The organism is Halomonas dongshanensis (genome assembly GCF_024790395.1).
Lineage (GTDB): Bacteria > Pseudomonadota > Gammaproteobacteria > Pseudomonadales > Halomonadaceae > Vreelandella > Vreelandella dongshanensis.
Genome location: NZ_JAJISC010000002.1, coordinates 281,117 through 306,863, shown reverse-complemented (window position 1 = coordinate 306,863; position 25,747 = coordinate 281,117). Strand labels below are relative to the sequence as shown.

Annotated in this window: 25 protein-coding genes; 12 read left to right on the top strand and 13 right to left on the bottom strand. The window is 55.0% G+C overall.

Annotated features, from left to right (window positions below):
• Nucleotides 1-173 precede the first annotated feature (173 nt).
• The 4 genes from LLY24_RS04900 to kduD all read left to right on the top strand — a co-directional run bounded on the left by LLY24_RS04900 (nucleotide 174) and on the right by kduD (nucleotide 3,258).
• Complete coding sequence (locus tag LLY24_RS04900; RefSeq protein WP_259035164.1) at nucleotides 174-749, top strand: chromate transporter; 576 nt, start codon at nucleotides 174-176, stop codon at nucleotides 747-749.
• Nucleotides 746-1,276 carry a chromate transporter gene (locus tag LLY24_RS04895; protein WP_259035163.1) on the top strand — a complete coding sequence of 177 codons (531 nt, stop codon included), beginning with the start codon at nucleotides 746-748 and terminating at the stop codon, nucleotides 1,274-1,276. The genes LLY24_RS04900 and LLY24_RS04895 overlap by 4 nt, the downstream gene beginning before the upstream one ends.
• Before the next feature lie 294 nt (nucleotides 1,277-1,570).
• Nucleotides 1,571-2,482, top strand: coding sequence for a 5-dehydro-4-deoxy-D-glucuronate isomerase (kduI, locus tag LLY24_RS04890; protein ID WP_427854535.1), 912 nt, complete (start codon nucleotides 1,571-1,573; stop codon nucleotides 2,480-2,482).
• 14 nt (nucleotides 2,483-2,496) lie between these two features.
• A complete protein-coding gene (gene kduD, locus LLY24_RS04885; protein ID WP_259035162.1) occupies nucleotides 2,497-3,258 on the top strand; it encodes a 2-dehydro-3-deoxy-D-gluconate 5-dehydrogenase KduD in 762 nt (253 codons plus the stop codon).
• A gap of 75 nt (nucleotides 3,259-3,333) precedes the next feature.
• Here kduD and kdgR read toward each other — a convergent pair whose 3' ends face one another.
• The gene (gene kdgR, locus LLY24_RS04880) at nucleotides 3,334-4,131 is read right to left on the bottom strand and encodes a DNA-binding transcriptional regulator KdgR (RefSeq protein ID WP_259035161.1); all 798 of its coding nucleotides are present in this window, start codon (nucleotides 4,129-4,131) and stop codon (nucleotides 3,334-3,336) included.
• A gap of 250 nt (nucleotides 4,132-4,381) precedes the next feature.
• Between kdgR and LLY24_RS04875 the strand changes: the two genes are divergently transcribed.
• From LLY24_RS04875 to LLY24_RS04850, 6 genes are all read left to right on the top strand, one after another.
• Nucleotides 4,382-5,122, top strand: coding sequence for an oligogalacturonate-specific porin KdgM family protein (locus LLY24_RS04875; protein WP_259035160.1), 741 nt, complete (start codon nucleotides 4,382-4,384; stop codon nucleotides 5,120-5,122).
• Between the two features lie 85 nt (nucleotides 5,123-5,207).
• Nucleotides 5,208-5,699, top strand: coding sequence for a TRAP transporter small permease (locus tag LLY24_RS04870; protein ID WP_259035159.1), 492 nt, complete (start codon nucleotides 5,208-5,210; stop codon nucleotides 5,697-5,699).
• Nucleotides 5,696-6,994 (top strand): TRAP transporter large permease, encoded by a 1,299-nt coding sequence (locus LLY24_RS04865; RefSeq protein WP_259035158.1) that lies wholly within the window; start codon nucleotides 5,696-5,698, stop codon nucleotides 6,992-6,994. Before LLY24_RS04870 ends, LLY24_RS04865 begins: the two co-directional genes overlap by 4 nt.
• Nucleotides 6,995-7,023: 29 nt before the next feature.
• Nucleotides 7,024-8,163, top strand: a complete 1,140-nt coding sequence (bglB, locus tag LLY24_RS04860) for a beta-galactosidase BglB (RefSeq protein WP_259035157.1) — start codon at nucleotides 7,024-7,026, stop codon at nucleotides 8,161-8,163.
• A 53-nt stretch (nucleotides 8,164-8,216) separates the two neighbouring features.
• On the top strand, nucleotides 8,217-9,218 hold the full coding sequence (locus LLY24_RS04855; protein WP_259035156.1) for a TRAP transporter substrate-binding protein: 1,002 nt from the start codon (nucleotides 8,217-8,219) through the stop codon (nucleotides 9,216-9,218).
• A gap of 83 nt (nucleotides 9,219-9,301) precedes the next feature.
• Nucleotides 9,302-10,159, top strand: coding sequence for a sugar phosphate isomerase/epimerase family protein (locus LLY24_RS04850; RefSeq protein ID WP_259035155.1), 858 nt, complete (start codon nucleotides 9,302-9,304; stop codon nucleotides 10,157-10,159).
• 79 nt (nucleotides 10,160-10,238) lie between these two features.
• Here LLY24_RS04850 and LLY24_RS04845 read toward each other — a convergent pair whose 3' ends face one another.
• From LLY24_RS04845 to rhmD, 9 genes are all read right to left on the bottom strand, one after another.
• Nucleotides 10,239-11,597: a GntP family permease gene (locus LLY24_RS04845; RefSeq protein ID WP_259035154.1), complete on the bottom strand. Its 1,359-nt coding sequence runs from the start codon at nucleotides 11,595-11,597 to the stop codon at nucleotides 10,239-10,241.
• 141 nt (nucleotides 11,598-11,738) lie between these two features.
• Nucleotides 11,739-11,930 (bottom strand): hypothetical protein, encoded by a 192-nt coding sequence (locus LLY24_RS04840; RefSeq protein WP_259035153.1) that lies wholly within the window; start codon nucleotides 11,928-11,930, stop codon nucleotides 11,739-11,741.
• Entirely contained in the window at nucleotides 11,930-13,435 is a 1,506-nt protein-coding gene (locus tag LLY24_RS04835) for a purine-cytosine permease family protein (RefSeq protein ID WP_259035152.1), read from the bottom strand. Before LLY24_RS04835 ends, LLY24_RS04840 begins: the two co-directional genes overlap by 1 nt.
• Before the next feature lie 36 nt (nucleotides 13,436-13,471).
• Entirely contained in the window at nucleotides 13,472-14,908 is a 1,437-nt protein-coding gene (gene aldA / locus LLY24_RS04830) for an aldehyde dehydrogenase (protein ID WP_259035151.1), read from the bottom strand.
• A 58-nt stretch (nucleotides 14,909-14,966) separates the two neighbouring features.
• Nucleotides 14,967-15,764, bottom strand: coding sequence for an HpcH/HpaI aldolase family protein (locus LLY24_RS04825; protein WP_259035150.1), 798 nt, complete (start codon nucleotides 15,762-15,764; stop codon nucleotides 14,967-14,969).
• Nucleotides 15,765-15,791: 27 nt separating this feature from the next.
• Complete coding sequence (lra1, locus tag LLY24_RS04820) at nucleotides 15,792-16,562, bottom strand: L-rhamnose 1-dehydrogenase Lra1 (protein WP_259035149.1); 771 nt, start codon at nucleotides 16,560-16,562, stop codon at nucleotides 15,792-15,794.
• Between the two features lie 31 nt (nucleotides 16,563-16,593).
• Nucleotides 16,594-17,478, bottom strand: a complete 885-nt coding sequence (locus LLY24_RS04815; protein ID WP_259035148.1) for an amidohydrolase family protein — start codon at nucleotides 17,476-17,478, stop codon at nucleotides 16,594-16,596.
• On the bottom strand, nucleotides 17,469-17,804 hold the full coding sequence (gene rhaM / locus LLY24_RS04810; RefSeq protein WP_259035147.1) for an L-rhamnose mutarotase: 336 nt from the start codon (nucleotides 17,802-17,804) through the stop codon (nucleotides 17,469-17,471). The genes LLY24_RS04815 and rhaM overlap by 10 nt, the downstream gene beginning before the upstream one ends.
• Nucleotides 17,805-17,824: 20 nt before the next feature.
• The gene (gene rhmD / locus LLY24_RS04805; RefSeq protein ID WP_259035146.1) at nucleotides 17,825-19,009 is read right to left on the bottom strand and encodes an L-rhamnonate dehydratase; all 1,185 of its coding nucleotides are present in this window, start codon (nucleotides 19,007-19,009) and stop codon (nucleotides 17,825-17,827) included.
• 246 nt (nucleotides 19,010-19,255) lie between these two features.
• Here rhmD and LLY24_RS04800 point away from each other — a divergent pair, with 246 nt between their 5' ends.
• Nucleotides 19,256-20,200 carry a LysR family transcriptional regulator gene (locus LLY24_RS04800; protein WP_259035145.1) on the top strand — a complete coding sequence of 315 codons (945 nt, stop codon included), beginning with the start codon at nucleotides 19,256-19,258 and terminating at the stop codon, nucleotides 20,198-20,200.
• Between the two features lie 24 nt (nucleotides 20,201-20,224).
• Here the strand turns inward: LLY24_RS04800 and arfA are convergent, their stop codons facing one another.
• Nucleotides 20,225-20,374: a ribosome alternative rescue factor ArfA gene (arfA, locus tag LLY24_RS04795; protein WP_259035144.1), complete on the bottom strand. Its 150-nt coding sequence runs from the start codon at nucleotides 20,372-20,374 to the stop codon at nucleotides 20,225-20,227.
• 160 nt (nucleotides 20,375-20,534) lie between these two features.
• Here arfA and LLY24_RS04790 point away from each other — a divergent pair, with 160 nt between their 5' ends.
• Complete coding sequence (locus tag LLY24_RS04790) at nucleotides 20,535-21,791, top strand: MFS transporter (RefSeq protein WP_259035143.1); 1,257 nt, start codon at nucleotides 20,535-20,537, stop codon at nucleotides 21,789-21,791.
• Here LLY24_RS04790 and cobA read toward each other — a convergent pair.
• On the bottom strand, nucleotides 21,756-22,673 hold the full coding sequence (cobA, locus tag LLY24_RS04785; protein ID WP_259035142.1) for a uroporphyrinogen-III C-methyltransferase: 918 nt from the start codon (nucleotides 22,671-22,673) through the stop codon (nucleotides 21,756-21,758). The two genes, LLY24_RS04790 and cobA, sit on opposite strands and share 36 nt — an antisense overlap.
• Complete coding sequence (locus LLY24_RS04780) at nucleotides 22,633-25,359, bottom strand: nitrate reductase (RefSeq protein WP_259035141.1); 2,727 nt, start codon at nucleotides 25,357-25,359, stop codon at nucleotides 22,633-22,635. Before LLY24_RS04780 ends, cobA begins: the two co-directional genes overlap by 41 nt.
• Between the last annotated feature and the right edge of the window lie 388 nt (nucleotides 25,360-25,747).

Genomic DNA, 25,747 nt, shown 5'->3' with positions numbered 1-25,747 from the left:
CGTCATACTATCCAATAAATTATTGATTGATGCTTTTTGCACTTGGCTTGGGCCAGCGTTGCTTTCGATCGCCGGCTATGTTCTATTTCCGCCACAATAATCGATTTTTTTAATCATCAACGATTGGAAGCCCTTCCCATGACTCGCTATCTACTGCATGGAGAGTACCGCTCATGAGGCTCTCTGCGCTTTTCTGGTCCTTTTTCCGTGTCGGCATCTTCGGTTTCGGCGGCGGCCCCTCGATGTTGCCGCTGGTACACGCGGAAGCCGTTACCCGCCACGGCTGGCTCACCGACGAGGAGTTCGCCGACATTCTTGCCATCGGTAACACCCTCCCCGGCCCCATCGCCACCAAGATGCCGGGCTATATCGGTTACCGCGTGGCAGGCACAGCAGGACTCGTCGTATCGGTCGTCGCCGTTACGCTGCCGATGATCGTGGCGATGATCGCCATGCTCGGCGTTTTCAGCCGCTATCGCGACGTCGCCTGGATTCGCGGCATGGGCCAGGCCGTCGTTCCCGTGGTCATGATCATGATGGCGCAGCTCACCTGGGACTTCTTCGATAAATCGCGCGCATCGCTCGGCTGGTGGCTAAGCGGGCTGATCGCCATCGTCTCCGGCGCGCTGATCTACTGGCTCGGGATTCACCCTGGCTTCATCATCGGTGCTCTTTTGATCGGTGCGCTGATCGGCCCCGGCAAAGCAAAGAAAAAAGCCAGCCAAATAAACGCCAAGGAGCCGACATGATTTACTGGGAGCTATTTCTCGCCTTTTTCATTCCCAACATCATCGGCTACGGCGGCGGCCCTGCCATCATACCCTTGATCGAAGCGGAAGTGGTTGGACGCTATGGCTGGATGAGCTCGCAGGCCTTTGCCGAAACGTTGGCACTGGGTAATGCACTGCCCAGCCCCATTGCCACCAAGATGGCAGGTTACGTGGGCTATGAGGTGGCGGGCATAGGCGGCGCCGCCGTGGCCGTCATGGCAACGGTAGTCCCCTCGCTGATACTGATGGTGGCGGCCCTGGGGCTTTTATACCGCCACCGCGACTCGCCACGGGTCAAGCGGATGAGCCAGTGGGTACGCCCGGTCATCGCCATGATGATGGCGTGGCTGACGCTGAGTTTCTTGCTCGAAGGAGTCTCGACCAGCGGCTGGCTACACACCGCCATCATCGGCGTGGTCGCCGCTCTGGCACTGCTCCGTTTCAAGGTGCACCCGGCCTTCGTGGTGGTGGCAGCGCTTGTATATGGCGGGGTGTTACTGGGATAGGCTTTTTTAAACCAAGACAGCGTAATAGAGCATGTACTGGTGCGGAATGGGTTCCGAGGCCACCCGCACCATATGCAGAGATCGTCTGCTCACGGCACTATACCCATCGCTCGACCTTCGATAGCAATTAGGGCGACTCTTAAAAGGCGTCCTCGCCTTTCTCATCATTAGCACGGTTGTCTTTCTAAAAGTTTACTGATGCATTCACCTTTCTCGACGTCTAGATCAGCTCCCTTCTTCAAAATACTCAGCTGAATATTAGCCAGAGTCAGCGTTCTTCAGAAATACGCTTGCTTGAAATTTGGCGACTTCATTGATATTTTTGAAACGTCATTTCTAATAAATGAAAACAGCGATTTGGAGATTGCCGTGGAATTTCGTCAAGCCATTCATAGCGAGCACGCTAAGCAATTAGACACCCAAGGTTTACGCGACCAGTTTTTGATTGAAAAAATTTTTAAAAACAATGAATTGAACATCACTTATAGTCACCTCGATAGATTGATCGTTGGGGGGGCGTTGCCTATCGATAAACCAGTCCCCATCACGACGTCCATGTGTCAACATACGGGCACAGACTATTTTCTCGAGCGCCGTGAGTTAGGCACGATCAATATCGGTGGCCCTGGGAGCATCACCGTCGACGGGACGCGCTATGAAGTTGCGACTCATGAAGGGTTATATATAGGCAAAGAAAGCCGCGATATTCAGTTTGAAAGTAGTGACTCCGCAGACCCAGCAGCGTTTTACATTTGCTGCACGCCAGCGCATCAAAAGTATCCCACGCGCAAAGTCACGCTATCGGAGGCCTCCCCACAAACGCTTGGCAGTGCCTCGAACAGCAATGAACGCACCATCTACAAATATTTCGTCCCAGACGTATTGCCCACCTGCCAACTGTTGATGGGTATGACACGCTTGGAGGAAGGTAGCCTGTGGAATACCATGCCCTGCCACACTCATGAGCGCCGGATGGAGGCCTATTTCTATTTCGATATGGCCGACGACAGCGTCGTTTTCCATATGATGGGTGAACCTCAGGAAACGCGGCACCTGGTGGTACGTAATCGTCAAGTCGCACTCTCACCCAGTTGGTCAATACACTCTGGCGTCGGCACCGGCCGCTATACCTTTATCTGGGCCATGGCGGGCGAAAATCAGACGTTCTCCGATATGGACCATATCCCGATGGAAGAGCTTCGCTAAATTCAGGAGCCGACATGAGCAGTAACCTATTCGATTTAAGCGGCAAGGTCGCCATTATTACTGGCTGCAATACGGGCTTGGGTCAAGGAATGGCGCTGGGATTGGCTTGCGCAGGCTGCCACATCGTGGGCGTGAACCGTCGCTCAGCCGATGAAACACAGAAACGCGTCGAAGCCCAAGGGGTCAAGTTCTTATCGCTTCAAACAGAGCTGGGCAACACCGCTGCCTTCTCCTCCATTATTCAGCAAGCCGAAGAGCATTTTGGCAACATTGATATACTGATCAACAATGCTGGCACTATCCGTCGAGAAAATGCGTTGGAGTTCACTGAAAAGGACTGGGACGACGTGATCGATGTGAATCTCAAGAGCGTCTTCTTTCTGTCTCAAGCTTTTGCTCGAGCCTGCATTACGAAAAAACGTCGCGGAAAAATCATCAATATTGCATCAATGCTTTCCTTCCAGGGAGGCATTCGCGTGCCCTCCTATACCGCTTCTAAAAGCGGTGTTCTGGGGCTGACTCGACTATTAGCAAACGAGTGGGCGTCTCGAGGAATCAATGTCAATGCAATCGCGCCGGGCTATATGGCGACCAACAATACCGAAGCACTGCGTAACGATCCCGAACGAAGCCGAGAGATTCTAGCCCGCATTCCGGCAGGTGAGTGGGGAACGCCTGACGATATTGCTGGAGCGGCCATTTTTCTTGCCTCAGACGCATCGAATTACGTTCAAGGACATACTCTTGCCGTCGATGGAGGTTGGCTAGCCCGTTAAACAAAAAAGGCGCCAACACTTGCGTTTGGCGCCTATGCTCTTGGGGCTATGCTATTGGGACTATTCCTGGTTCTTTTAAGAACGAGGAAATGGATAGTCGTGAAAACCTAGCCCTGAAGAGATTCGCGTTCCTGCATCAAAAAGCAATGCCACATACTCATCGCGTTTTTGCTCATCATAACGAACGACTGGGAAGGATAGGCTCAAGGCAGCAATTGCCTGACCGAAACGATCAAACACTGGAACCGATAAGCAGCGCACGCCCAGTTCGGCCTCCTCTCTGTCTTCAGCAACACCTTCATGGCGGATATCAGAAAGCTCATCCAACACCTGTTTCGCACTGGTCAGCGTGTGCTTTGTTTTGGCAACAAACTGCGTATTGGCAAGGATCTCTTGCGCTCTGTCCGGAGCCATCCAAGCAAGTAATGTCTTACCCATCGATGTCGAGTACACCGGACTTCGACGGCCTACGCGTGAGTTCATACACAAATTGAACTGCGAATCATATTTGTGGAGATAGACGATATGCTGACCATCTTCGTCCAATGCACCTAGATGAATCGCCTCATGGGTCTGATCAGAAAGCTTGCGCATCTCTATATTGGCCAATGAAATCAGATCCACATGCTCAAGGGCCGCCCCCCCCAGCTCAAAGAGCTTGAGCGTTAGCGCATACTTCTCCGACTCCTCATCCTGGGATACATAACCCAGCTCTTTCATGGTTTGTAAAAACCTATAGGCCGTACTCTTCGAGGTGAGCGAGCGCTGAGACAGCTCCGAAAGACCGATATTCGGCTGCTCGGCAAGCCCCTCCAGAATTGCGAACACCTTCATTACGGCGGCTACGTTATCAGGCTTCTGAGAAGCGGCCATACCTATCGACCCTCGTTTCACAAAAATTGGACTATCGGTCTGAATTTATCGCAAAAAAACAAGGATTGCTAGCGCATACGCTCGCTCACTCCCTTAGCCGGTTAATAAAAAAAGCGACTAAAGTATAAAAGAAACATCGTTTCATTTTTATAGGCACATTGGTACATTTAATTTGCACTTTGAGACCAACAAAGAGAGCACTCGGCTTTCAAGGCATACAAAACGAATAAAAAACAACGGTGGAGAAGATATGAAAGCATTTTATCGGGTGGTGCAGGCATCGAGCTTAGCTGTTACATGCACCGCATTTTCGTTAGCCCTACCCGCTTGGGCAGCCGATAACATTCTAACCATGAAGCTGGAGCAAACGACTAACGACCATGCGCTTACGCTGCCTAAAATAGCGATTACTCGTGTGTTCGATGATTCATCTTCATTAATGTTCGAAAAATCCTGGTTTTGGCAGGATGGCGTTCATGACAGTGGATGGCCCAAGCACGATGAGGCATTCGTCAACTACTCCTTTCCTAGGATTCAGCTAGACGCAGATGAACGCTGGTCACTGACGCCGCAGGTCGGCGCTAAATTTCGTTCCAACGTAACGCGCGCTCTGGCTGGCGTAAGGCTAGGATACCGAGGGGACGGCTGGGGACTGGCTGGGCGCTATCGATACGAGCATGACACCACTCATGAAACAGCCATAGAAAGTCGCGCTGGGCGTATCGATTTATACGCTACTTATAACATTAACGAGAATTGGGAGCTTCTCTATAATCCTCACTATCATTTCAAGCATGAAAACAGCTCACCGAATTTTGGCACGGGAAATCGCGACTACTTCGAGCAGGAGTTCTTGATGTTCAATCACCTAAATGCCAACAACACTATTTTTGGTGGCTACGTTCAGCGTGATCGAAATAGTGACGAAGCAACTACCGACCCTGGTCAGCGCAATAGTTCGTGGCTGATAGGGTATCAATACAAATTCTAAAAAATACCAGAAGGCATGGGCACCATGCCTTTTGCCCTTGGCCACTTAAGCGACACCGCTTTTTTTCAAAAACCAAGGAAACAAGATGCTAAGAATACACGCCGCCATGAATTTCGTCTTAAAGTATTTATGCTGCCTCCTTTTCATAAGCATGGTGGGCGTAGCCAGTTGGCAAGTAATCGCTCGCTACTTACTAAATAACCCCAGTACTATTTCCGAAGCACTGCTGAGGTTTTCATTGGTATGGTTATCTATGCTGGCTATTGCCTATGTGGTAGGGCAAAGGGAGCACGTTAGCCTGACGCTACTAACCGATAGACTTACTGGTCGTTGGAAAGTCGCCTCGGATGTGCTGACAGAGATACTTTTCATTCTTTTTGCGACAGTCGTGCTTATTTATGGAGGAGTAAAAGTCACAAGCAACAGCATGTTGCAAATGTATCCCTTGCTTGGTATTGCCAAAGGATATTTATATTTATCCCTTCCCGTTTCAGGCGCATTAATTATCATCTACTGCCTTAATAACTGCGCTCTCATCATAAAGAAAAAGGTTTCCACAAGGAGTATAACGCTATGATGCTAGATGCGGGCCTGTTATTGATTTTAACTTTTTTCGTCTTACTCATCATTGGCGCGCCCATTGGTATTTGCATTGCGGTTTCATCGATGGCGACGATTCTGATAGCGCTGCCAATGGAGATTGCTATTTTCACAACGGCGCAAAAGATGGTATCCAGCCTGGACAGTTTTACGCTACTTGCCATCCCCTTTTTCATCCTGTCCGGTGTCTTGATGAACCATGGCGGTATTGCGCTGCGCTTGGTCAATTTTGCCAAGCTTTTTAGCGGACGAATTCCGGGGTCTTTGGCGCATACGAATATCGTCGGCAACATGATGTTTGGCGCTATTTCGGGCTCGGCGATTGCTGCTTCAACCTCGATTGGTGGCGTCATGGTGCCCATGAGCGAAAGAGAAGGCTATAGTCGCTCTTTTTCAGCAGCAGCCAATATTGCATCGGCGCCTACTGGCATGCTCATCCCCCCTACCACGGCGTTTATCCTGTATGCGCTGGCCAGTGGTGGTACCTCTATCTCTGCACTCTTCGCCGGAGGACTCATCGCGGGTGGATTATGGGGCATAGGCTGCATGCTGGTTGCTTACCTAATAGCGAAAGCGCGTGGTTATACCACCAAAATCGATTTACGAAACACATCGGTCAGAAAGGTCATCGCGGAGGCATTGCCTAGTTTATTACTGATTGTCATCATTATTGGCGGCATCGTATTAGGGGTATTCACCGCCGTTGAAGCCTCCGCCATTTCCGTGCTTTACACCATGTTGCTTACTATTGGCATCTATCGGACCATCAATTTTTCTGCGTTCCTGGCATCCTTGATAAAAGCCCTAGAGACCACTGGCGTCATCATGTTCTTACTGGCCGCTTCCGCCGCCATGTCATTTGCCATGTCGATCACAGGTCTTCCTGCAGCGTTGAGCAGCACCATTTTAGGCGTTTCAGAAAATCCGGTCATTGTTTTACTGGTCATTACCCTGATGCTACTGGTGATTGGCTGCTTCATGGATATCGGCCCTGCCATATTGATATTTACTCCCATATTACTCCCTATTACCAACTTGATTGGGGTCGACCCCGTTCATTTTGGCATCGTCATGGTATTCAACCTTTGCATTGGCACCATCACTCCACCGGTCGGCACCGGTCTTTTTGTCGGAGCAGGCATCGCCAAGGAAAAGGTAGAAAACTTACTGCTCCCATTATTACCTTTCTACCTTGTCATCATGGCAACTCTTTTATTGATCACGTATGTTCCTAGCATCACGCTTTTTCTACCCAGAATCATGGGACTATAAATTAATCTTTCGTAATAGGAGTATTAAAAATGCAGGTATTCGAAGTGAGAAACAGTGAGCTGTTAAGAAAAAAAGAGCGCTTCATAGAGCGCAAAAAGCTCATCGAGCTTATAAAGAGCAACATCCATAACCTGATCAACATCCACGATCAGACTGGCGAATATCTATTGCACCTAGACGATGGCCGAACAATTGATACCAAGGGATGGGCCGGCTGGGAGTGGACCCATGGCATCGGCCTTTATGGCATCTACAAGTATTATGAACAGACAGCAGATAAAGAAGCGCTAGCCATCATCGATAAGTGGTTCGAAGATCGCTTCGATGAGCCTTTGGCAACCAAGAACGTGAACACCGTATGCCCATTTCTGACGCTCGCCTATCGCTACGAAGAAACAGGCCATAAACCATGGCTGCCCTATCTCCAAACGTGGGCTGAGTGGGTCATGTACGATATGCCCCGTACCGAGAAAGGGGGCCTTCAGCACATCGTCTACAACAACGAGAACCATCAGCAGCTATGGGATGATACGCTGATGATGAGCGTGATGCCGCTCGCCAAGATTGGCCAGTTGTTGAATAGACCTGAATATATCGAAGAAGCAAAATATCAGTTCTTGCTGCATATTCAGTACTTGATGGATAAACATACCGGTGCCTGGTTCCATGGCTGGACATTCGAAGGTAGGCACAATTACGCCAATGCCTTGTGGGCGCGTGGCAACAGCTGGCTGACCATCGTCATTCCTGATTTTCTCGAATTACTCGATCTACCCGCGCACGATGCATTCCGTCGCCATTTGATCCAAATACTGGAGTCCCAGGTACACGCCCTCGCTCAGTGGCAATCGGAAAGTGGTCTCTGGCATACCATATTGAACGATGAAACCTCCTATCTAGAAGCTTCGGCAACCGCCGGGTTTGCTTACGGCTTACTCAAGGCTGTACGGCTGCGCTACATCGATGCCAGCTACGCTTGTATCGCGGAAAAAGCGGTGAAAGGCGTCATTAATAATATCAATTCGGAAGGTGAATTAGAGCAGGTCTCCTTTGGAACGGCCATGGGAGACACCCTCGATTTTTATAAGGAGATCCCTCTGACATCAATGCCTTATGGGCAAGCAATGTCCATTTTGTGCCTCTCCGAATACATGCGGACATATCTGTAATTCCTTCATCTGATAGTCGATCCAATACCAACAATACCCTTTTGGAGTAACCCATGATCACTTCACGCCCCGCAAAAACGATTCTGGCCGCGACCATCTCCCTACTCGCAGTGACGTCTACAGCCGTTCAGGCCGAGCAGACCATCAATCTTAAGCTGGCCTATGCCCAGAACTCTCAGCCCGTAAAGGATGCACTAAACCTCTTTGGCGAGCTCGTCGAGGAAAAAAGCAATGGATCGGTAACCGTATCCTACTTCCCGGATAGCCAACTAGGCGGAGAAAGCGAACTCGTCGAATTACTCCAGGCGGGTGCCATCGATATGACCAAGGTATCAGGCGGATTGATGGGCAGCTTCTCTCCCCTTTACGATGTTTTTTCGATGCCTTATCTGTTCGATGATGAAGAGCATTTCTATCGCGTCATGAACGATAGCGACATCATGGAGAGCATTTATCGCTCGACAGAAGATCAGGGATTTGTAGGAGTGGGCTGGTACGACTCTGGACAGCGTAATTTTTACACTACTAATGCGCCTATCGAACGAGTCGAGGATTTGGCCGGCAAGAAGATCCGTGTCATGCAAAGCCAAACCGCTATCGACACGATGAGGCTTTTGGGTGCCTCGCCCGTCATAATGGCTCAAGAAGAGGTCTATACCGCCTTGCAGCAAGGCGTGCTGGACGGCGCCGAAAATAATGAATTCGCACTCACTACCGCGCGACATGGCGAGGTCGTCGATTTCTATACGTTAGATGGCCATACCCGCATCCCCGACATCATCCTCATCAGCAACCGAGCACTGAATGGGTTATCGGACGATCAGCGTGAAGCGGTCATGGAAGCGATCGAGGCATCCACCGAGTCTCAAGTGGCACAGTGGCGTGAAGCGATCGCCAATGCACGAACACAAATTCAGGAGGATTTCGGGGTTACGATCGTCGAGGTAGACATCGCGCCTTTCCAAGAAGCCGTGCAGCCAATCTACGAAACGCTAGAGAGCACACCCGAAGAGTACGCTATCTATCAGCAGATCAAAGCCGTGAGCGCTCCTTAAGGCTGTACTCGGCAGGGCGTAGCCAGTACTCAAACGCTATGCCCTGCTGCTCGGTTTTTTTCTTATATCTTTGCGGAGGCGGTATGAATATTGGCATCAGAGCTCATGATTTACCCAAACAACCGCTGGATGAACTTGGCGATACTCTTTCAATGCGTCAGTTGAACATCATCCAGCTCGCCCTGGGAAAGTCCTTCGATCTGACCCCTGAGCCTGGTTTCATCACGCCGGGCCTGGCCAATCATATTCGACGCTCATTCAGCGACAAAGAAGTGAGAATCGCTGTATTGGGCTGCTACGTTAATATCATCCATCCCGACCGGCAGCAGCGCAAACAAGCACTGTCCCTTTTCAAGGAGCATCTCAAGTACGCCAGGGATTTTGGCTGCAGTATCGTTGGCACCGAAACCGGCAACGTCAATGCAGAAATTGTGTATACCGAGGAGAATTTCACCGAGTCGGCGTTCAGCGAGATGGTCGAAAGCGTTCAGGAACTCGTCCAGGAAGCAGAAAAATTTGGCGTTATCGTGGGCATAGAGCCTGGCATCAATCACCCCCTGCACAGTGCTGATAAAGTACGTCGCTTGGTAGAGGCCGTACCTTCTAACAACCTTCAGATCATCTTCGATCCTGTCAATCTACTGACAAGCGATAATTATCGTGACCAGCAGGCCATTCTGGAAACGGCCATCCACCAATGGGGTGATAAGGTCGCCGTTCTTCACGCCAAGGACTTCATCGTCGAAGACGGAAAACTGGTATTTGTTCCCCTTGGTCAAGGCTGGCTCGATTATCAGTTGGTATTCGATCAGCTCATCGATAAAAAACCTTATATTGACATCATTATGGATGAAATCGATGCTGAGGATATAGAAGCTGGCTTTACCTTCATCAGGTCATTGGTAAAAAGCAGCCCCATCATCAGTAATCGCCCATATTAATTCTTTAACGCGGCGGTACGGTTTTATATGGCCATAGCCGCCGCTTGATTCAACTATCTCGGGCTTTCTGGACGACGTATCAATTCCAAATTAACACTCCTATGATCGTCAGCATCAAGATGGTCAATGACACCATCGCTTCGCCCAGCGTGTAGGTTTTGAACCCACCACGAACGGTAAATTTAGCAAGTTGGGTGGTGATCCAGAAGCCGCTATCGTTCACGTGACCGATACTGATACCGCCTGCTAGCGCCGCCAAGGCAATCCACAAGGGCTCTACCACGCCGGTAGAGGCTGCCCCTGCCATGATGGTCATGGCGGTAATACCAGCCACTGTGCCAGAGCCTTGGGCAATGCGAAAAATCGCCGCCAGAGAGTAAGTCAACAACACCATACCCAAGGCGGATTGGGTATCGCGAAACAGTTGATCAACGAGCATTTCGCCGATTTGCGTTTCCTTGATCACCGCTCCCAAAGAGCCACCCGCACCGGTAACGAGGAGTACCAGGCCTGCGGTTTGCAAACCTTTCGATGCCGAGACATCACAACGATCTCGAGACATCAATGGAATGGCAATGGCATAGGCCGCTATGGCCCCAAGCATCAAGGCCACGATTCGGTCGCTCACAAAGGCGACGAATCCCGGCAGTTCGGTACCACCGAGCATGCCGATTTGCTGCCCATAATCGTACAGTGTACCGCTCAGGATGAGCAGGATCGGAATGGCAATGGGCGCCAACGCTTGCCATAGAGGCATATCGGGTAGGTCGGGAGATGCTGTAGCGCTCTCCTCCTCATCGATCTCATTCGCGAGCTCATCCTTGGCGGCGTTCCAAATACCGGCATCGAGCAGCATGAAGTAGAGCTTCATGACGATCAATGCGGTAATGAGCCCGACGGTCAATCCAGCAAAGGTCATGATGCCTATATCGAAACCAAGAATGGAGGCGGCCGCTAACGGATTGGGGGTAGGTGGCACGATGGTGTGCGAGGTAGCCGCCCCGATGACCAGCGCGCCTATAGCGTAAGGCAGAGGCTTGCCCAGCGTCTTGGCCAGCGCCACGCCGAGAGGAACCAGAATCACGAATGTGACATCGAAAAACACCGGGATCGACAACAGGAAACCAGTCAACCCTAATGCGTATAACCCGGCACCTTTTGGCGCACTGGCGACTAGCCGGTAGGCGATTTTATGCGCAGCTCCCGAATCACTCATGAGCTGACCAATGATGACGCCAAAGCCAATCGGCAACCCGATGGCCGTCATGATATTACCAAACCCCGCGCCGATGGCGTCGACGGTTCCGGTCATGCCAAGGCCCATGGATAATCCAAGATATAGGCAGCCCACCACCAGACTAATGGCAGCGTTTAATTTCACATAAAGAATAAGCAATAGGATCAGCAAGATCGCTACCGCAAGGTGCAATACTTCCATGGCGTGTTCTCCACTATTATCGTATTTATAAGCCAAGAGTTTATTGCGCAGCAGCGTTCATTTTGCGCGCAATTTTCCTAATCGCCTTGACCACTTTGAAGGGCTAATTTTCGAGTTTTATTAATACTGGATACGAGTCGGTTATGGGTGACCGGTTGCCGCCTCCCCTTCTCTTCTTACCCACAAAGGGGTTATAACAAACCAGAGAGCGGTTACCGTTAAAATGCTTGTCTTCATGGTTGATTCACTAACCACATCGAACAAATAAAGCAGGGGTAAAAGAACGGTAAGCACCAGCATCAAGAGCGAAATACCTTGAAGTAGTTTACGCATCAGGTCGACTCCAGCGTTGATGAAGATGGTGCTGCCGAAGGCTCGACTCGCTTGCGCTGAGCAATGAAGCTGAGCAGAACGAAGAACCCAGCGGCGATGAACCAGCCAGGCAGGGCTACAAAGAAGATCTCGATACCGGCGAACTGCACCATGAACAGGCAGATAGCCAGCGTGATCAACCATGTAGCTATCACAGGTAGCGTGAACTGCTGCCCGGTATACTCGGCATAGAAACTCTTCAGGCCCAGTTTGGGTAATACCCAGTAATCAATGAAGATCATCGCTCCCACTGGCATGAGCAGCAGGCCATACAGCGCAACGAAGTCCAGTAGCTGCATCGCCACCCCCGGAAACAGCGCTACGATGGTGGTCAAAATCCCCGTGCCAATGGTCACCTTGAAGCGCGACACGGTGGGAACGATCGCCTGAAAGGCAAGACCCGCGCGATAGATGGTAGGATTGGCCGTCGTCCAGCCGGCGATGATGACGCAGATAAGCCCAGCGATCCCCAGTGCCTGATCGGCCAGCGGGCCAGGTAATGGGGTAGGAATTTGCCCTGCCTCGGACGCAGCAATTACCGCAGCTTCGCTGGTGAGCCCTGCATCATACATCTGAAAGGCAAACAGCATAGAGGCAGCCAACCACGCCATGAAGTGGCCCACGTACATACCTGCAGCCGATGCAATGCTGTACCAGCTCTTGCGGGCAAACCGAAGCACCGTCAAATCGGACATGCCCGCGTGCATTGCCATATTGGCGAACCAGGCAAAGAAAATGACGTGCCAAATCGAGAAGCTGGGCTGGCCTGGCACTTCCACACCGGTCCATATCGCGGTATCCGCCAACGTCCAGAGATCGCTCAGCGAGCTGGCTTCAGCACCCGTTGCATCGATGAACCACTTGAGTGACACGATACCGAATCCCAGAAACATTAGTACCATCCAGGGGGCCGCGATATTGGCAAACCAGGAGACAAAGCGGTAGCCATACGCCGCGACGACGGTGATGACGATACCGACACCGATGACACTCAATACCCACCCAAGGCTATTGGGCAGTAGATCCGACAGAGTGGGCAAGGGGAACCCGAACCATACGCCAACGGCGGTAGCCGAGATCGTGATCATCGCGCCCGCAAGAAAGCAGAAGGATACGCCGTTAGCCAGATTGTAGAGAATGACCGTATGACGGCCGGCGATCTTTTCGAGATGGCAATAGAGCGTCAGTCGGACCCGTGTGCCAATAGGTGCCGTCAGGAACAACCAGCTCAGTACCGCCAGCATGTTACCTATCAATAGCCCGATCACCACATCAAAGGCCGCCACACCAGCCAGTACGAACAAGGGACCGATCATCAGTTCGGTGCCCGCGGCATGCTCACCTGCGTACATACCGATGAAGCTCTTGAAACCGAGCCGGGCCTTGGCAGGCACCGGCGTACGCTCATACTCCCCACCTGCAACTTCTCCGCCTACCGCGCCAGACGAGGCGGCGGAGTCGCTCATATGACTCATCGCAAGGTACCCCGATCAGATGATTTATCAGGTTTCCAGGTACACCACATGACTGTGGGTATACTCGTACAAGCCATGTTTTCCATCCGCCCCACCGATGCCGGATTTACGCACCCCGGCGTGGAAACCCTGCATCGCTTCGAAGTTTTCACGGTTGATGTAGGTCTCGCCAAAGTCCAACTCGCGCGCCGCCTGCATGGCGCTGTTGAGGCTGCGGGTATAGATCGAGGATGTCAGGCCATATTCACAGTCGTTGGCTAGTGCAATAGCTTCATCAAGGGTGTCGACCACCTGTATCGGCAGGACAGGGCCAAAAATCTCCTTGCGCATGATTTCCATATCCTGGCGGCAATTTGAGAGCACCGTCGGCTGGTAGTGAAAACCAGCACCGAGATCGGCAATTTTGCCTCCCGTAACTAGTTCGGCACCGTTACGACGCGCGGTATCGACCATCTGTACGACTTTATCCAGCCCTGCCTGGTTGATCATGGGGCCCATTTCGACATTGCTATCGGCCAGGGGATCGCCATAGCGGGTAGCTTCCATCGCCTTGGCCATGCGCGCGATGAAATCATCGGCCACGCCACGCTGCACGTAAACGCGCTCGGCGCAGTTGCACACCTGCCCGGTATTGATGATCCGCGAGCCACGAATGGCGTTCACGGCTAGATCGAGATCGGCGTCATCGAGCACGATGGAAGGCGCTTTGCCGCCCAGCTCCAAATTGAGTTTGGTAATATTGCTCGCTGCATTGGCCATGATACGAGCGCCGGTCTCGACACTACCGGTAAAGCTGATCATGTCGACCTGGGCACTGGCAGTGAGCGCATTGCCTGCCTCAGCGCCCGTTCCGCTCACGACATTGAAAACACCAGTGGGAAAGCCAACCTCATCGAACAGACGAGCGAATTCGAAGCAGTTGTTCGGCGTCTCTTCGCTTGGCTTGATGACGATAGTGTTGCCAGTGATCAAGGCAGGCGCCATCTTGCGGGCAATGAGAAAAAACGGAAAGTTCCAGGGTAGGATGCCTGCCACCACGCCTAGAGGCTTACGAAAAAGAAAAATATTTTCCTTGGGCCGATCACTCTGAATGATTTCGCCCTCGATGCGACGCCCCCACTCGGCCATATAATCCAAGTAGTCAGCGGTAAAGTTGACCTCGACCTCGGCCAGTCCACTTATTTTTCCCTGCTCGGCAGTGATCGTTCGCGCCAAGTGAGCAACATTATCGCGCAGTTTATTGGCCAAGCGATGCAGTAAGGCGGCCCGTTCGACGGCCGGCGTTGCTGCCCACTGTTTTTGTGCTCCACGTGCAGCCTCGAGGGCTCTCTCGACATCGTTAGCACTTGAGGCGGGAACCCGAGACAAAACCTCGTGCGTAGCAGGGTTGAGAACCTCCAGGTGCTGGGAAGTTGGCTCGAAGGTGCCGTTGATATAGTTCTGGTAAGTGGTTAGCTGTGACATTGTCATGCTCCTGTTATCGTTATAGGCGGCGGCAACGAAACCGCTGCGGATAAGTGCATCAATACGTGCTTGAAGCGTTATACGTAGCCTGCTTCTTGTAGCGGGCCACCGTGGTCATGGCGCTCTGACGCAACAGGCTGATGTCGATTCCCACGGCAATGAAGTGACAGCCCAGTGCTTCATAGCGACGAGCATCCTCTTCAAGGGGGGCGAGAATACCGACCGGCTTACCCGCCGCTTTGGCCACCTTGATCACTGTCTCGATGGCTTGCTGCACCTCGGGGTGGCCTGGATTGCCCGGATGCCCCATCCCCACCGATAAATCGGCCGGTCCGATGAATACCGCATCGACCCCCTCGGTGTTGGCGATCGCCTCGGCGGATTCGACCCCTTTGGGGGACTCCACCTGCACGATCAGACAGAGCGACTCATGCGCCTTGGACAAGTAGTCGTCCACACCATCCCAACGCGTCGCCCGTACCAGTCCACCGCCCACACCGCGAACACCGTGTGGGGGATAACGTGTCGCCCGCACCAACGCCGCCGCCTGATCGGCACTTTCGACCATGGGAACCATGAGCGTCTGAGCACCAATGTCGAGCAGTTGCTTGATCAGGGCCGGATCCTGATTGACACAGCGCACTACCGGCGCGCTCTGGTAAGGCATCACCGCTTGTAACTGAGCCAGAATAGTGGGCACCGTATTGGGTGCATGCTCACCATCGATGAGTAGCCAGTCAAAACCGGTCCCCGCGATAATTTCGGCCGCATACCCTGTCGCAAAACCGGCCCAACAGCCCCATTGGGTCGTGTCACTCGCCAGCGCTTTCTTGAACTCATTAACGGGCATTTGCATGCATTCGCCTCCTCAAAATAAGAGTAATCACTGCAAATTGACGTACATGCCGCCATCCACTAGCAGCGATGCACCGGTGACGTACTGCGCCATATCGGAGGCCAAAAAGACCAGCGGTCCAGCCAAATCCTCTGGGCGCCCTAGGCGGCCAAGAGGCGTACGCCCGGCCATGTAATCGCGTTTTTTCTGGTCGGCAAGGTCTTCCTTGTTGATATCGGTTTCGATGGTGCCAGGAAGAAGCGCATTGCAGCGGATGCCATATGGTCCCAGAGCAACGGCACAGGACTGCATCAACGACAATAGCCCCGCCTTGGTAGGCGTGTAGTGCGTCTGCATACCGCCCCCCACGAGCGCGCTGATCGAACTTACCGCAATGATCGCGCCACCACGCCCTTGACGTTTCATCTGGTTGGCCGCTGCCTGAACTGCAAAAAAGGCACCATTGAGGTTCGTGTTCACCGTGTCGAGATAGGTCTGGCGGGGCATATCCAGGAAACTATGGAAAGGACAGATACCCGCGTTATTGACGAAGACATCGACACCGCCAAACTGCTCGACGGCCGCATCGACCAGTAGCTGCCCGGTATCCGGATCTTCTGCAGGCGCCCCAACCGCGACGGCACGGCGACCAAGCGCTTCGATCTCCTGGATCAGTTCGTCTACCGCAGCGCGGCTGGAAGGGCTACCGCTGTAACCGATGACGACATTGGCGCCCTGTCGCGCGCACTCGATAGCGGCAGCACGACCGATACCACGAGAGGCCCCGGTAATGATGACGCTCTTGTCTGCCAGTAACATGTAAATCCCCCTTGAGATGGATGGATCAGATTTAAATACGGTATATGCGCCGAGCATTGCTTACGAAGAGCGCTTGCTGCTCGGTGTGGCTTGCATCGGCGATGATCTGCGCATAGGCATGCCAGATATCTGCATACCGTGCATAAAGTCCATCAACAGGATAATTGGAAGCGAACAGGCAGCGTTCTACGCCAAACGCATCTATCGCCTCTAGAATCAGCGGACGAATGCTGCCAAGGCTCCACTGATGGTCGAGCATGCCAAAGCCACTCAGCTTGGTCACAATGTTGGGTTGGCAAGCCAGCGTCCGCATACCGTCACGCCACTCACACCAGCCGCGCACGCCTTGACGGTCCACGTACATTCCTGCGTGATTGAGCACGAACTGAATATCGGGGTGGCGCGCGGCAATAGCGGCGGCCTGAGTCATTTGCGAAGGATATATCTGAAGATCGAACGAGAGCTTCAGCGGCGCTAGCCGCGCCAGATTCTGCTGCCAAAGCGCCTCTTTCATGTAATGGCGCCCGACATAGTCGTAAAGCGGGTTCTGGTGCACATTGAGAATCTGGCGCACCCCGCGTACAGCACCGGAGAGCGCGCACTGCGCTTCGAGCCTGGCCGGTGCCTCCGGCTGCGATAGATCCACCCTCACCACCATTGCCGCGTTCAACGACGGGTACGCGGCAAGCGTGCGAGTCAACCACCGCGTCTCTGCCACAGGGTCATCGGCATCCGCTTCCACGTGAACCAGCCCCACCAGTTCGATGTCATCGAGCTGATCGAGTAACTCATCCGGCCCGAAGTCACGCGCCATGGGGGTATAATCTCCCAGCAGGTTCGGCGTGGGATTCTCGAGCCAAGGCTGATTGCCCTGATCAAGCGCCCAAAAATGAAGATGCGGATCGACTACTTGCACGTGGGCTCTCCCGGCAAGAAAGAGAAGACTTCCTCTAGAGGAATGCTGACCGGCGAATTATCGGCGGCGGAATCCATGATATCGGCCATATATGTCCACCAGCGCTGCATGACGGGCAAGGCCGAAAGCTGATCCACGGTATGCTCCTCACTCAGGTACATGATGGCGAATAAATGCAGGCTTCGAGGGTCGAGGAAAATGCGATACTCTTCGATACCGGCATCGGTCAGCGCCGTTGCAAGCTCTGGCCACAGCTCATCATGCCGGCGCTGGTACTCCTCTTCCTGCCCCGGGTGGAGCGTCATACGCAGCGCCTTGATAGGCATAGATAACTCCTCAAATTCGTTTAATGAGTGTAGGGACGTGCCAACTCACAATCGGGGTTCAAGCGCACCCCAAAGCCCGGTTTATCCAGCTTGGAGGCGGACATGCGACCGTTCTCGGGTACCGGCTCATCCAGCAATAGCGGGTTGAACATGGGAACGACTTCGTCAGCCTTGGGCGCCATCATCAAGAACTCGGCGAACGGACTGTTATGGCGGGTGATCACGAAATGGTAGCTGTAGACCGAAGAACCATGCGGTACGACGAGCTTGTTATGGGCATCGGCAAGCGCTGAAATCTTGATCAGCTCGGTAATACCTCCGCACCAGCCCACATCGGGCTGAATGATGTCGCAGCACTCCATTTCGAGCAGCATGCGAAACCCCCAACGGGTCGCTTCGTGCTCGCCGGTATTCACGAGCATGCCCTTGGGAACATCGCGCTTGAGCTGCGCATAGCCCCAGTAGTCATCGGGCGGCAAGGCCTCCTCGATCCATTTGAGGTCATACGCCTTGGCGCCTTGGGCCAACCGCGTAGCATAGTTGAGATCCAGGCTCATCCAGCAGTCGTACATCAACCAGAAGTCATCGCCCACGGCGCTACGCATTTTGGCCAGATGCTCAAGGTTCTTCTTGAGACCTTCTTCACCTTCGGCAGGACCGTGAACCAGCGGCATCTTACCGCCGATGAACCCCATCTCCTTGGCCAGATCGGGGCGGGCCCCGGTCGCATAGAAGACCAGTTCGTCACGCACCGGACCGCCCAGCAGCTGGTGCACAGGCAGTTGGCGGACCTTGCCCAAAAGATCCCACAGCGCTAGATCCACGCAGGAGATCGTATTGATCACCACGCCTTTGCGACCGTAGTAGAGCGTGGCATTGAACATCTGGTCCCAGATCTTCTCGATCTCGCCTACCTGCTTGCCTTCGATAAAGCGCGCTAAGTGCTTTTCGACGATCCAGGCACCGATTTCGCCGCCAGTCGTCACGGCGAATCCGACCGTGCCATCGCTGGCCTCGACTTCGACCACCAGCGTCCCCAAGACATTGAGGCCGAAACTACTGCGCGTCATACGGTATTCCGGATACTTGCTCATCGGTGTGGCGATTTGCGAATCGATCCAGTGCCCATCCGCTTGATCATGATAATCCGCACCACCGCCGCGAACGGTATAGGCACGCACCTGCTTGATGGTTATCGCTTGCATACTATTTCCTTACGTTTTAACCGCTGTCGTAAGAAGAGTTCTATAAAAAAGAAGCACGCGATGACTAATGATTATCCATTCACTACCTGATACCTATTGGTTATCGGATGACACAAACCCTCATGGCAAGGGGGCTAGAACGTCAGGCGTATATGCAAGGAAATTGAGCAAGCTAGACTAATGTCGCACGGCCAAGCGCGTCAGCACTGACATAATGGCCGCAGATATTTCACATACGAGTAGGCGATGGATAACCTTCAGGCATTGGCTGCACGACTGCGCTATAAACATTTGCTCATGCTTTCAACTTTAGGGCGACGGCGTAACTTGCATAAAGCAGCGGAAGCCATGCACATGTCACAGCCTGCCGCAACGAGAATGCTAGGCGAAATCGAGCGCATCTTTCATTGCCAGCTCTTCGAACGAACGCCACGCGGCATGCAGCCTACTACCTTGGGTGAGGTACTTATCGAATTCGCCGACAATGCCCTGATTCGGCTCGATCGCTGCGCCGAAGAGATCCATCGCTATCAGTTAGGGGGGAGGGGGCAGCTAACGGTAGGCGCCATCATGGGCGCAGCCCCTGATTTAGTCGCTCAATCCATCATCGAAATGAAACGACAGCGCCCGCTGTTACAAATTCGCTTAATGGGTGAAACCAGCGATCAGTTAGTCGAACTGCTCGAACAGGGAAAAGTGGATATCGCCATCGCTCGTTATGCGACATCGATTCAGCATAATCAATTCGATTTCGAACCCCTTGGCAATGAAAAGATGGTTACCGTAGTGCGCAGGAACCACCCTCTTTTGCATGGTGAACTCCCCCATTTAGAGGTACTGCTCGATGCTTGGCCCTGGATACTCCAGCCGATGACTACCCCCGCCCGCCAAACGCTGGAGAAAGAGTTCGAGTTGGCCGGCATGGTATCACCGCGAGACATTATCGAATGCGGCTCGATTTTCGCTGCCCTCCAGTTGGTTCAAAAAAGCGATGCGTTGTTGGTCATGGCCGAAACCGTACTGAACGATCACTTGAACACAGGGCTGATCGACAAACTACCGCTCGAGTTGGGGCGTTCGCTTACCCCCTTTGGTTTATTGACACGCAAGGGCACCTATCATGGCGAGCCGGTATCGGGGTTTTGCGACATATTAAGAAACAAAGCGAGCCAGTGGAGTGGCGTCATATAGAGGGAGCATCGCCAAAGCGCCTTCTCAAGCGGCTTGGCGATACCCCCGCGGGGCGGTGCGCCCTTTGCGGGAGTAGCTGCCCTTTCCTTTCTTGGGCGTTTGCTGCTGAAGCTTGAACATCGGCGTGCGCAGCTGCGCTTTGAGGGCGTTGTCCTTGATATTACGTCGTTTCATGGCATCTCTCTTGAGTTGGATATGGTGGTACGTTCTTGAACGTGCCCGGCTATGACGTTAGCGCGGCGCTCGAGTTCCAGCAAGACGTAGCCAGTATCGAAGCGGTAGAATCGTTGGCCCGAAATACACCTTCTCCCCAGCCAAAAAGACCGCCCGTGACATGTCCGATGACGCCGTCCATTTTTCCCCCGCCGAGCCACCCTTGACGCCTATTCACCGTCAGCCAGGATTTTTGAGTTTTCTACTCTCGCGCTTGGCGGCCGTCTTTGCCATGCAGATTCAGGCGATCGTCGTTGCCTGGCAGGTCTACGACATCACCCGTGATCCGATGTCGCTCGCCTACGTGGGGCTTGCCCAGTTCTTACCCATGTTCTTGCTGCTCCTGCCTGCTGGGGACGTGGTCGACCGTTTTTCGCGTAAGCGTATCTTGCAACTGAGCTGGTCCGTACAGGGAATATGTAGCGCGCTGCTATTAGCGCTTGCCACGGCTCGGCACGAAAGCGTCGTGGAGTTCTATCTGGTACTGGCGCTATTTGGCTGCGCGCGTGCCTTTACCGGCCCTACCCTGCAGAGCCTGCTACCCAATATCGTGCCACGTGCTCAACTGGCCCAGGCGATTGCCATCAACAGCGCGATCATGAAGGTCGCGGTCATCGGGGGGCCGCTGCTGGGCGGTGTGCTCTATGGCGTGGGCGGCGGGCGCTTGGCTTACGCCGTGTGCCTAGGCTGTTTCGTTGGCGCCCTGTTACTGCTGCTGTTGGTACCGGTGCGCCGGGCCGAAAAGAGCGTGCTCGAAGGCACGGCGTGGCAGCGCTTCTCGGCCGGTATTCGCTACATTCGTCATCAGCCGATCATCCTGGGGGCGATCTCGCTGGATCTGTTTGCCGTGTTGCTGGGCGGGGTGGTCGCGCTGCTACCGATCTACGCTCAGGAAGTACTGCAGGTGGGGCCGGAAGGGCTGGGGGCGCTGCGCAGCGCGATTGCCGTCGGCGCCCTCATGATGGGGCTTTATCTTGGCGTGTGGGGCATTAAACGTCGGGCTGGGCACGTGATGTTCGCCGCCGTGGCCGTCTTCGGCATTGCCAATTTGGTGTTCGCTTTGTCGACGCTGTTCTGGGTATCGATGGTGGCCATGCTGGTGGCCGGGGCGGCCGATATGATCAGCGTTTACGTGCGTACAACGCTGATTCAGCTGGCCACGCCCGATGCGATGCGCGGGCGGGTGAACGCAGTCAACATGCTCTTTATCGGTTCGAGCAATGAGCTTGGCGAGTTTCGCGCTGGGGGCATGGCGGCAGGCGTCGGCGTGGTGCCCGCCGCCGTGATTGGCGGCGTGGGCACGCTGGCGGTGGTAGGCGTATGGATGCGGCTGTTCCCGACGCTACGCCGGGTCGACCGCTTCGACGAGGCTCGCTAGGGCGAGCGCATTGGCCGGGCTCTGGGCCACACAGCTGACCACGCTGCCCACGATGATGACGCAGGGCGACGGTAAGGGGCTGGCCTCAAGGCGCGCGGGCATGTCACTCAGCGTACCGATCAGCGCCTGCTGATTCGGTAGGCTCGCGTTGGCGACGAGCATGATCGGCCAGTCATCGGGCAGACCCGCCTCACGCAAGCCATGGCAGATCGCCGCTACCTTGGAGAGGCCCATATAGAACACCAGCGTCTCGTCGCGCCGCGCTAGCGCCTGCCAATCGGGGGTGCCGCCTTCGCGGCAGAGCTGGGCGGTGATGAAGCGCAGCTGTTGCGCGTGACCACGGTCGGTAAGCGGAATACCCATGGTAGCCGCCGCCGCCGAAGCAGCAGTAATGCCGGGCACGATATGCGCCACTACGTTGGCCTCGGCCAGCGCCGCGAGCTCCTCTCCCATCCGCGCGAAGACGCCGGGGTCACCGCCTTTCAAACGCACGACCGACTTACCCTCGCGGGCGAGCTTGACCATCAACGCGCCGATATCGGCCTGGGGCATGCTGTGGTGCCCGCTGGCTTTGCCGACGTAGTAACGTTCGGCGCTGAGCGGAATCAGCCCGAGTACGTCGTCCCCCACCAAGCGGTCATAGACCACGGCGTCGGCCTGCATCAATAGGCGCGCCGCCTTGAGGGTCAAAAGCTCCATGTCGCCGCTGCCCGCGCCTACGAGATACACCTCACCCTCACGGCAGCTGCCTTCGAGTTTGAGCGTGGGCGATACCGGCGCACGGGCGCCGATCAGCGCACGCGGAAACGCGGCTACGCCTTGGGCAACGCGTAGGACGGCTTCAGGCCATTTCAGGGCTAGACGCTTGCTCAGCGTGCGCATGGCGGCGCTCCTCTTCTATCAGGGTCTTAAGTTCAGGCAAACAACTGCCGCATTGGGTTCCACAAGCTAGCCGCGCGCCCAACGCTTCGACGCTGGTATCGCCAGCGCGAATGGCACGTACGATGGCGGCTTGGCCCACTTGGTGGCAGCTGCACACCACCGGGCCCGTATCTGCCGCACCATCTTCGCAGCCAGCGAGCAGGCGGCGGCGCGAGGCGTCATCCAGCGTTGGCGCATTGAAGCGCGCTTCTAGCCAGGCAAGGCCGGGCAGCTCACGCGGCGGCGCGATCATCAGCCACCAGCGCAGGCGCCCATCGACGATACCCGCAGCGCGAAAGCGGCCTTCGCCAGCATCCTCGCACCACAGCGTGGCGGGCGCGAGCTGCCAGGCGCTCGTCTGCGCCAGCCAGTCATGCACGGGGCGGGCGTCGGCAAGCTGCCAGCGCTGGCAACCCTGCATCGGGATGCGCGTCCAGTAGTCGAGCGCCAGAGCCGTTTCGTTTAGTGTCACATCATCGGCGCAGAGCAGCGTGGCTTCCCAGGCAACCGAAAGCGGCGCCAAACTCACCGCGCCCTGCTTGCTCTCGGGCTGCCCCGACACGGGGTCGGTCAAGCCCTCGATCAACGCGCCGCTACGTGCTTCACGGCTGTGCACGTCGCTCCAGTGCATGGGAATGAATACTTCACCACGGCGCTGGGCATTAGCTACTCGTACGCGCCCCCGATAGCGACCGTGCGGGGCCGCCAATACTGCCAGCTGCTGGTCGCTAATACCATAGGTGGCCGCATCCTCGGGGTGTACGTCGATATACGGCTCTGGCCGATGGTTCATCAATCGTGGCGCGCGGCCGGTGCGTGTCATGGTGTGCCACTGGTCGCGAATGCGCCCGGTATTCAAGCGCAGCGGGTAGGCATCGCTTACTTTCTGCTCGGGCGGACGAGGCGTCACGGGAAGAAGGTGCGCCCGGCCGCTGGGCGTAGGAAAGACGCCCTCTTCGAACAGGCGCGCAGTGCCGTGGGGAGCGTTTGCCGTTACCGGCCACTGGATCGGTGAGAGGCGCTCATAACCTTCATGCCCGAGCCCCACCAGCGCGGAAATATCGAATAGTCGCTTGCCCTCTCCCTCGTTCTCGAAGCCAGACAGCCGGGCGTGCTCATCGAAGATTTCCCACGGATGGGCGTAGCCGAAGGCCTCGCCAAAGCCCAGCCGTTTGGCCGCTTCGCAGATGATCCACCAGTCATGGCGCGCCTCACCGGGGGGCGGAAGAAGTCCGCGCTGGCGCGAAATACGCCGCTCCGAGTTGGTCACCGTGCCCTCCTTCTCCGACCAGCCGGTCGCAGGCAGCACGATATCCGCATACGCCAGCATGTCGGTGTCGCTGACGCATTCGGAAACGATCACCAGCGGGCAGGCATTTAGCGCACGGCGCACGCGGGCGGCATCGGGTAGGCTGACGGCGGGGTTGGTCGCCATTACCCAAAGTGCTTTGATCTCGCCACGCTCGATGGCGTCGAAAAGCTCGATGGCTTTATAGCCCGGCGCTTCGGGCAGTACCGCAGCCAGGGTCTGCGTCGACCAAAAACGGCTCACGCGATCGAGCGCGCCAGGCAAGTGGTAGTCCATGTGCGCAGCCAGCTGATTGGCGAGCCCGCCTACCTCGCGCCCACCCATGGCGTTGGGTTGGCCGGTGATGGAGAACGGCCCCGCCCCAGGCAGGCCGATCTTGCCGCCCGCCAAGTGGCAGTTGATGATGGCGTTACACTTGTCGGTGCCGCTGGTGGACTGATTGATGCCCTGGGAGTAGAGCGTAACGACGTGAAGCTGGCTAGCGAACCAGTAGTAGAAGGTCTCCAGGCGTTCAGGGTCGAGATCGCAGGCTTGAGCCACCGTCGCGATATCGCCTGCTGTCGCCTTGGCCATATCGAGCGCCTCAACAAACCCTTCGGTATGCGCTTCGACATAGAGCGTATCCACTCGGTGAGTGGCCGCCATCCAGGCAAGCAAGCCATTAAACAGTAGCGCGTCGCTGCCTGGTTTGAGCCCAAGGTAAAGATCGGCGATTTCACAGCTATCGGTGACGCGCGGGTCGATCACCACGATCCGCATGAGCGGGTTGCGCGTCTTGGCCACTTTGAGGCGCTGATAGAGCACCGGATGATTCCAGGCCAAATTACTGCCCACCAGCACGACCAGTTCGGCCTCTTCGAGATCTTCGTAGTTGCAGGGTACGGCATCGGCGCCCAGCGAACGCTTGTAGGCGGCCACGGCCGAAGCCATGCAGAGCCGCGAGTTGGTGTCCAAGTGTGGGGTGCCCAAAAAGCCCTTGAAGAGCTTGTTGGCGACGTAATAGTCCTCGGTAAGCAGCTGCCCGGAGAGATAGGCCGCCACCGAAGCGTTGCCGTGCTGCTGGCGAATTACCTGCAGGCGCGCGGTAAGGGTATCCAGGGCGGTATCCCAGTCGGTGGGACGGCCATCGACCAACGGGGTGGTCAAGCGCCCGCGCTCGCCCAAAGTTTCGTGCAGCGCCGAGCCCTTAACGCAGAGCCTGCCGAAGTTGGCGGGGTGTTCGCCATCGCCCTCGACGTGGGTGACGCGCTCGCCCTCGACGCTTGCGATCACGCCGCAGCCCACACCGCAGTAGGGGCAGGTGGTCTTGATCTGGCAGGCCGTATCGGCGTGTTGCATTGGCATTTTCTCCCGCGCAAAACGCAAAAAGCGTCCAAGCGGGCCTCGAAAGAAGCCAGCCTGGACGCCGTTGTCTCAGGGACACCTGCACCGGTGTCGGATTCACGATTTATGCAGGCACATTTGTTACTTACACCTTCGTCGTCAGCGTTGGCCTTGTTGTTCGCCTGACGAGTCGTGCGTATTGGGATTGTTGTGCCAAATAAGCCGCAATGAGCCTTGTTGCTTATTACCCGAGATAGAGCAAGCGCTACGCCAACCCTGACCTAGCCGATAAAAAGTCATTGAAATCATCACTATGGGAAAAAGAGAAACGTCATTGACATCGCCACAAGTGGGATCTCTTGAAAACTTCGGGTGCAAAATTATCCCTTTGCGCACCATGGCT

Coding starts and splice junctions, on each gene's coding strand:
- arfA (WP_259035144.1), bottom strand. CDS start 20,374: ATGAAACGACGTAATATCAAGGACAACGCCCTCAAAGCGCAGCTGCGC.
- LLY24_RS04870 (WP_259035159.1), top strand. CDS start 5,208: ATGCTAAGAATACACGCCGCCATGAATTTCGTCTTAAAGTATTTATGC.
- LLY24_RS04855 (WP_259035156.1), top strand. CDS start 8,217: ATGATCACTTCACGCCCCGCAAAAACGATTCTGGCCGCGACCATCTCC.
- kduD (WP_259035162.1), top strand. CDS start 2,497: ATGAGCAGTAACCTATTCGATTTAAGCGGCAAGGTCGCCATTATTACT.
- LLY24_RS04840 (WP_259035153.1), bottom strand. CDS start 11,930: ATGCGTAAACTACTTCAAGGTATTTCGCTCTTGATGCTGGTGCTTACC.
- LLY24_RS04845 (WP_259035154.1), bottom strand. CDS start 11,597: ATGGAAGTATTGCACCTTGCGGTAGCGATCTTGCTGATCCTATTGCTT.
- LLY24_RS04875 (WP_259035160.1), top strand. CDS start 4,382: ATGAAAGCATTTTATCGGGTGGTGCAGGCATCGAGCTTAGCTGTTACA.
- LLY24_RS04835 (WP_259035152.1), bottom strand. CDS start 13,435: ATGAGCGACTCCGCCGCCTCGTCTGGCGCGGTAGGCGGAGAAGTTGCA.
- aldA (WP_259035151.1), bottom strand. CDS start 14,908: ATGTCACAGCTAACCACTTACCAGAACTATATCAACGGCACCTTCGAG.
- LLY24_RS04790 (WP_259035143.1), top strand. CDS start 20,535: ATGTCCGATGACGCCGTCCATTTTTCCCCCGCCGAGCCACCCTTGACG.
- bglB (WP_259035157.1), top strand. CDS start 7,024: ATGCAGGTATTCGAAGTGAGAAACAGTGAGCTGTTAAGAAAAAAAGAG.
- kdgR (WP_259035161.1), bottom strand. CDS start 4,131: ATGGCCGCTTCTCAGAAGCCTGATAACGTAGCCGCCGTAATGAAGGTG.
- LLY24_RS04780 (WP_259035141.1), bottom strand. CDS start 25,359: ATGCAACACGCCGATACGGCCTGCCAGATCAAGACCACCTGCCCCTAC.
- LLY24_RS04850 (WP_259035155.1), top strand. CDS start 9,302: ATGAATATTGGCATCAGAGCTCATGATTTACCCAAACAACCGCTGGAT.
- LLY24_RS04900 (WP_259035164.1), top strand. CDS start 174: ATGAGGCTCTCTGCGCTTTTCTGGTCCTTTTTCCGTGTCGGCATCTTC.
- rhaM (WP_259035147.1), bottom strand. CDS start 17,804: ATGCCTATCAAGGCGCTGCGTATGACGCTCCACCCGGGGCAGGAAGAG.
- LLY24_RS04895 (WP_259035163.1), top strand. CDS start 746: ATGATTTACTGGGAGCTATTTCTCGCCTTTTTCATTCCCAACATCATC.
- rhmD (WP_259035146.1), bottom strand. CDS start 19,009: ATGCAAGCGATAACCATCAAGCAGGTGCGTGCCTATACCGTTCGCGGC.
- LLY24_RS04800 (WP_259035145.1), top strand. CDS start 19,256: ATGGATAACCTTCAGGCATTGGCTGCACGACTGCGCTATAAACATTTG.
- lra1 (WP_259035149.1), bottom strand. CDS start 16,562: ATGTTACTGGCAGACAAGAGCGTCATCATTACCGGGGCCTCTCGTGGT.
- LLY24_RS04865 (WP_259035158.1), top strand. CDS start 5,696: ATGATGCTAGATGCGGGCCTGTTATTGATTTTAACTTTTTTCGTCTTA.
- LLY24_RS04825 (WP_259035150.1), bottom strand. CDS start 15,764: ATGCAAATGCCCGTTAATGAGTTCAAGAAAGCGCTGGCGAGTGACACG.
- cobA (WP_259035142.1), bottom strand. CDS start 22,673: ATGCGCACGCTGAGCAAGCGTCTAGCCCTGAAATGGCCTGAAGCCGTC.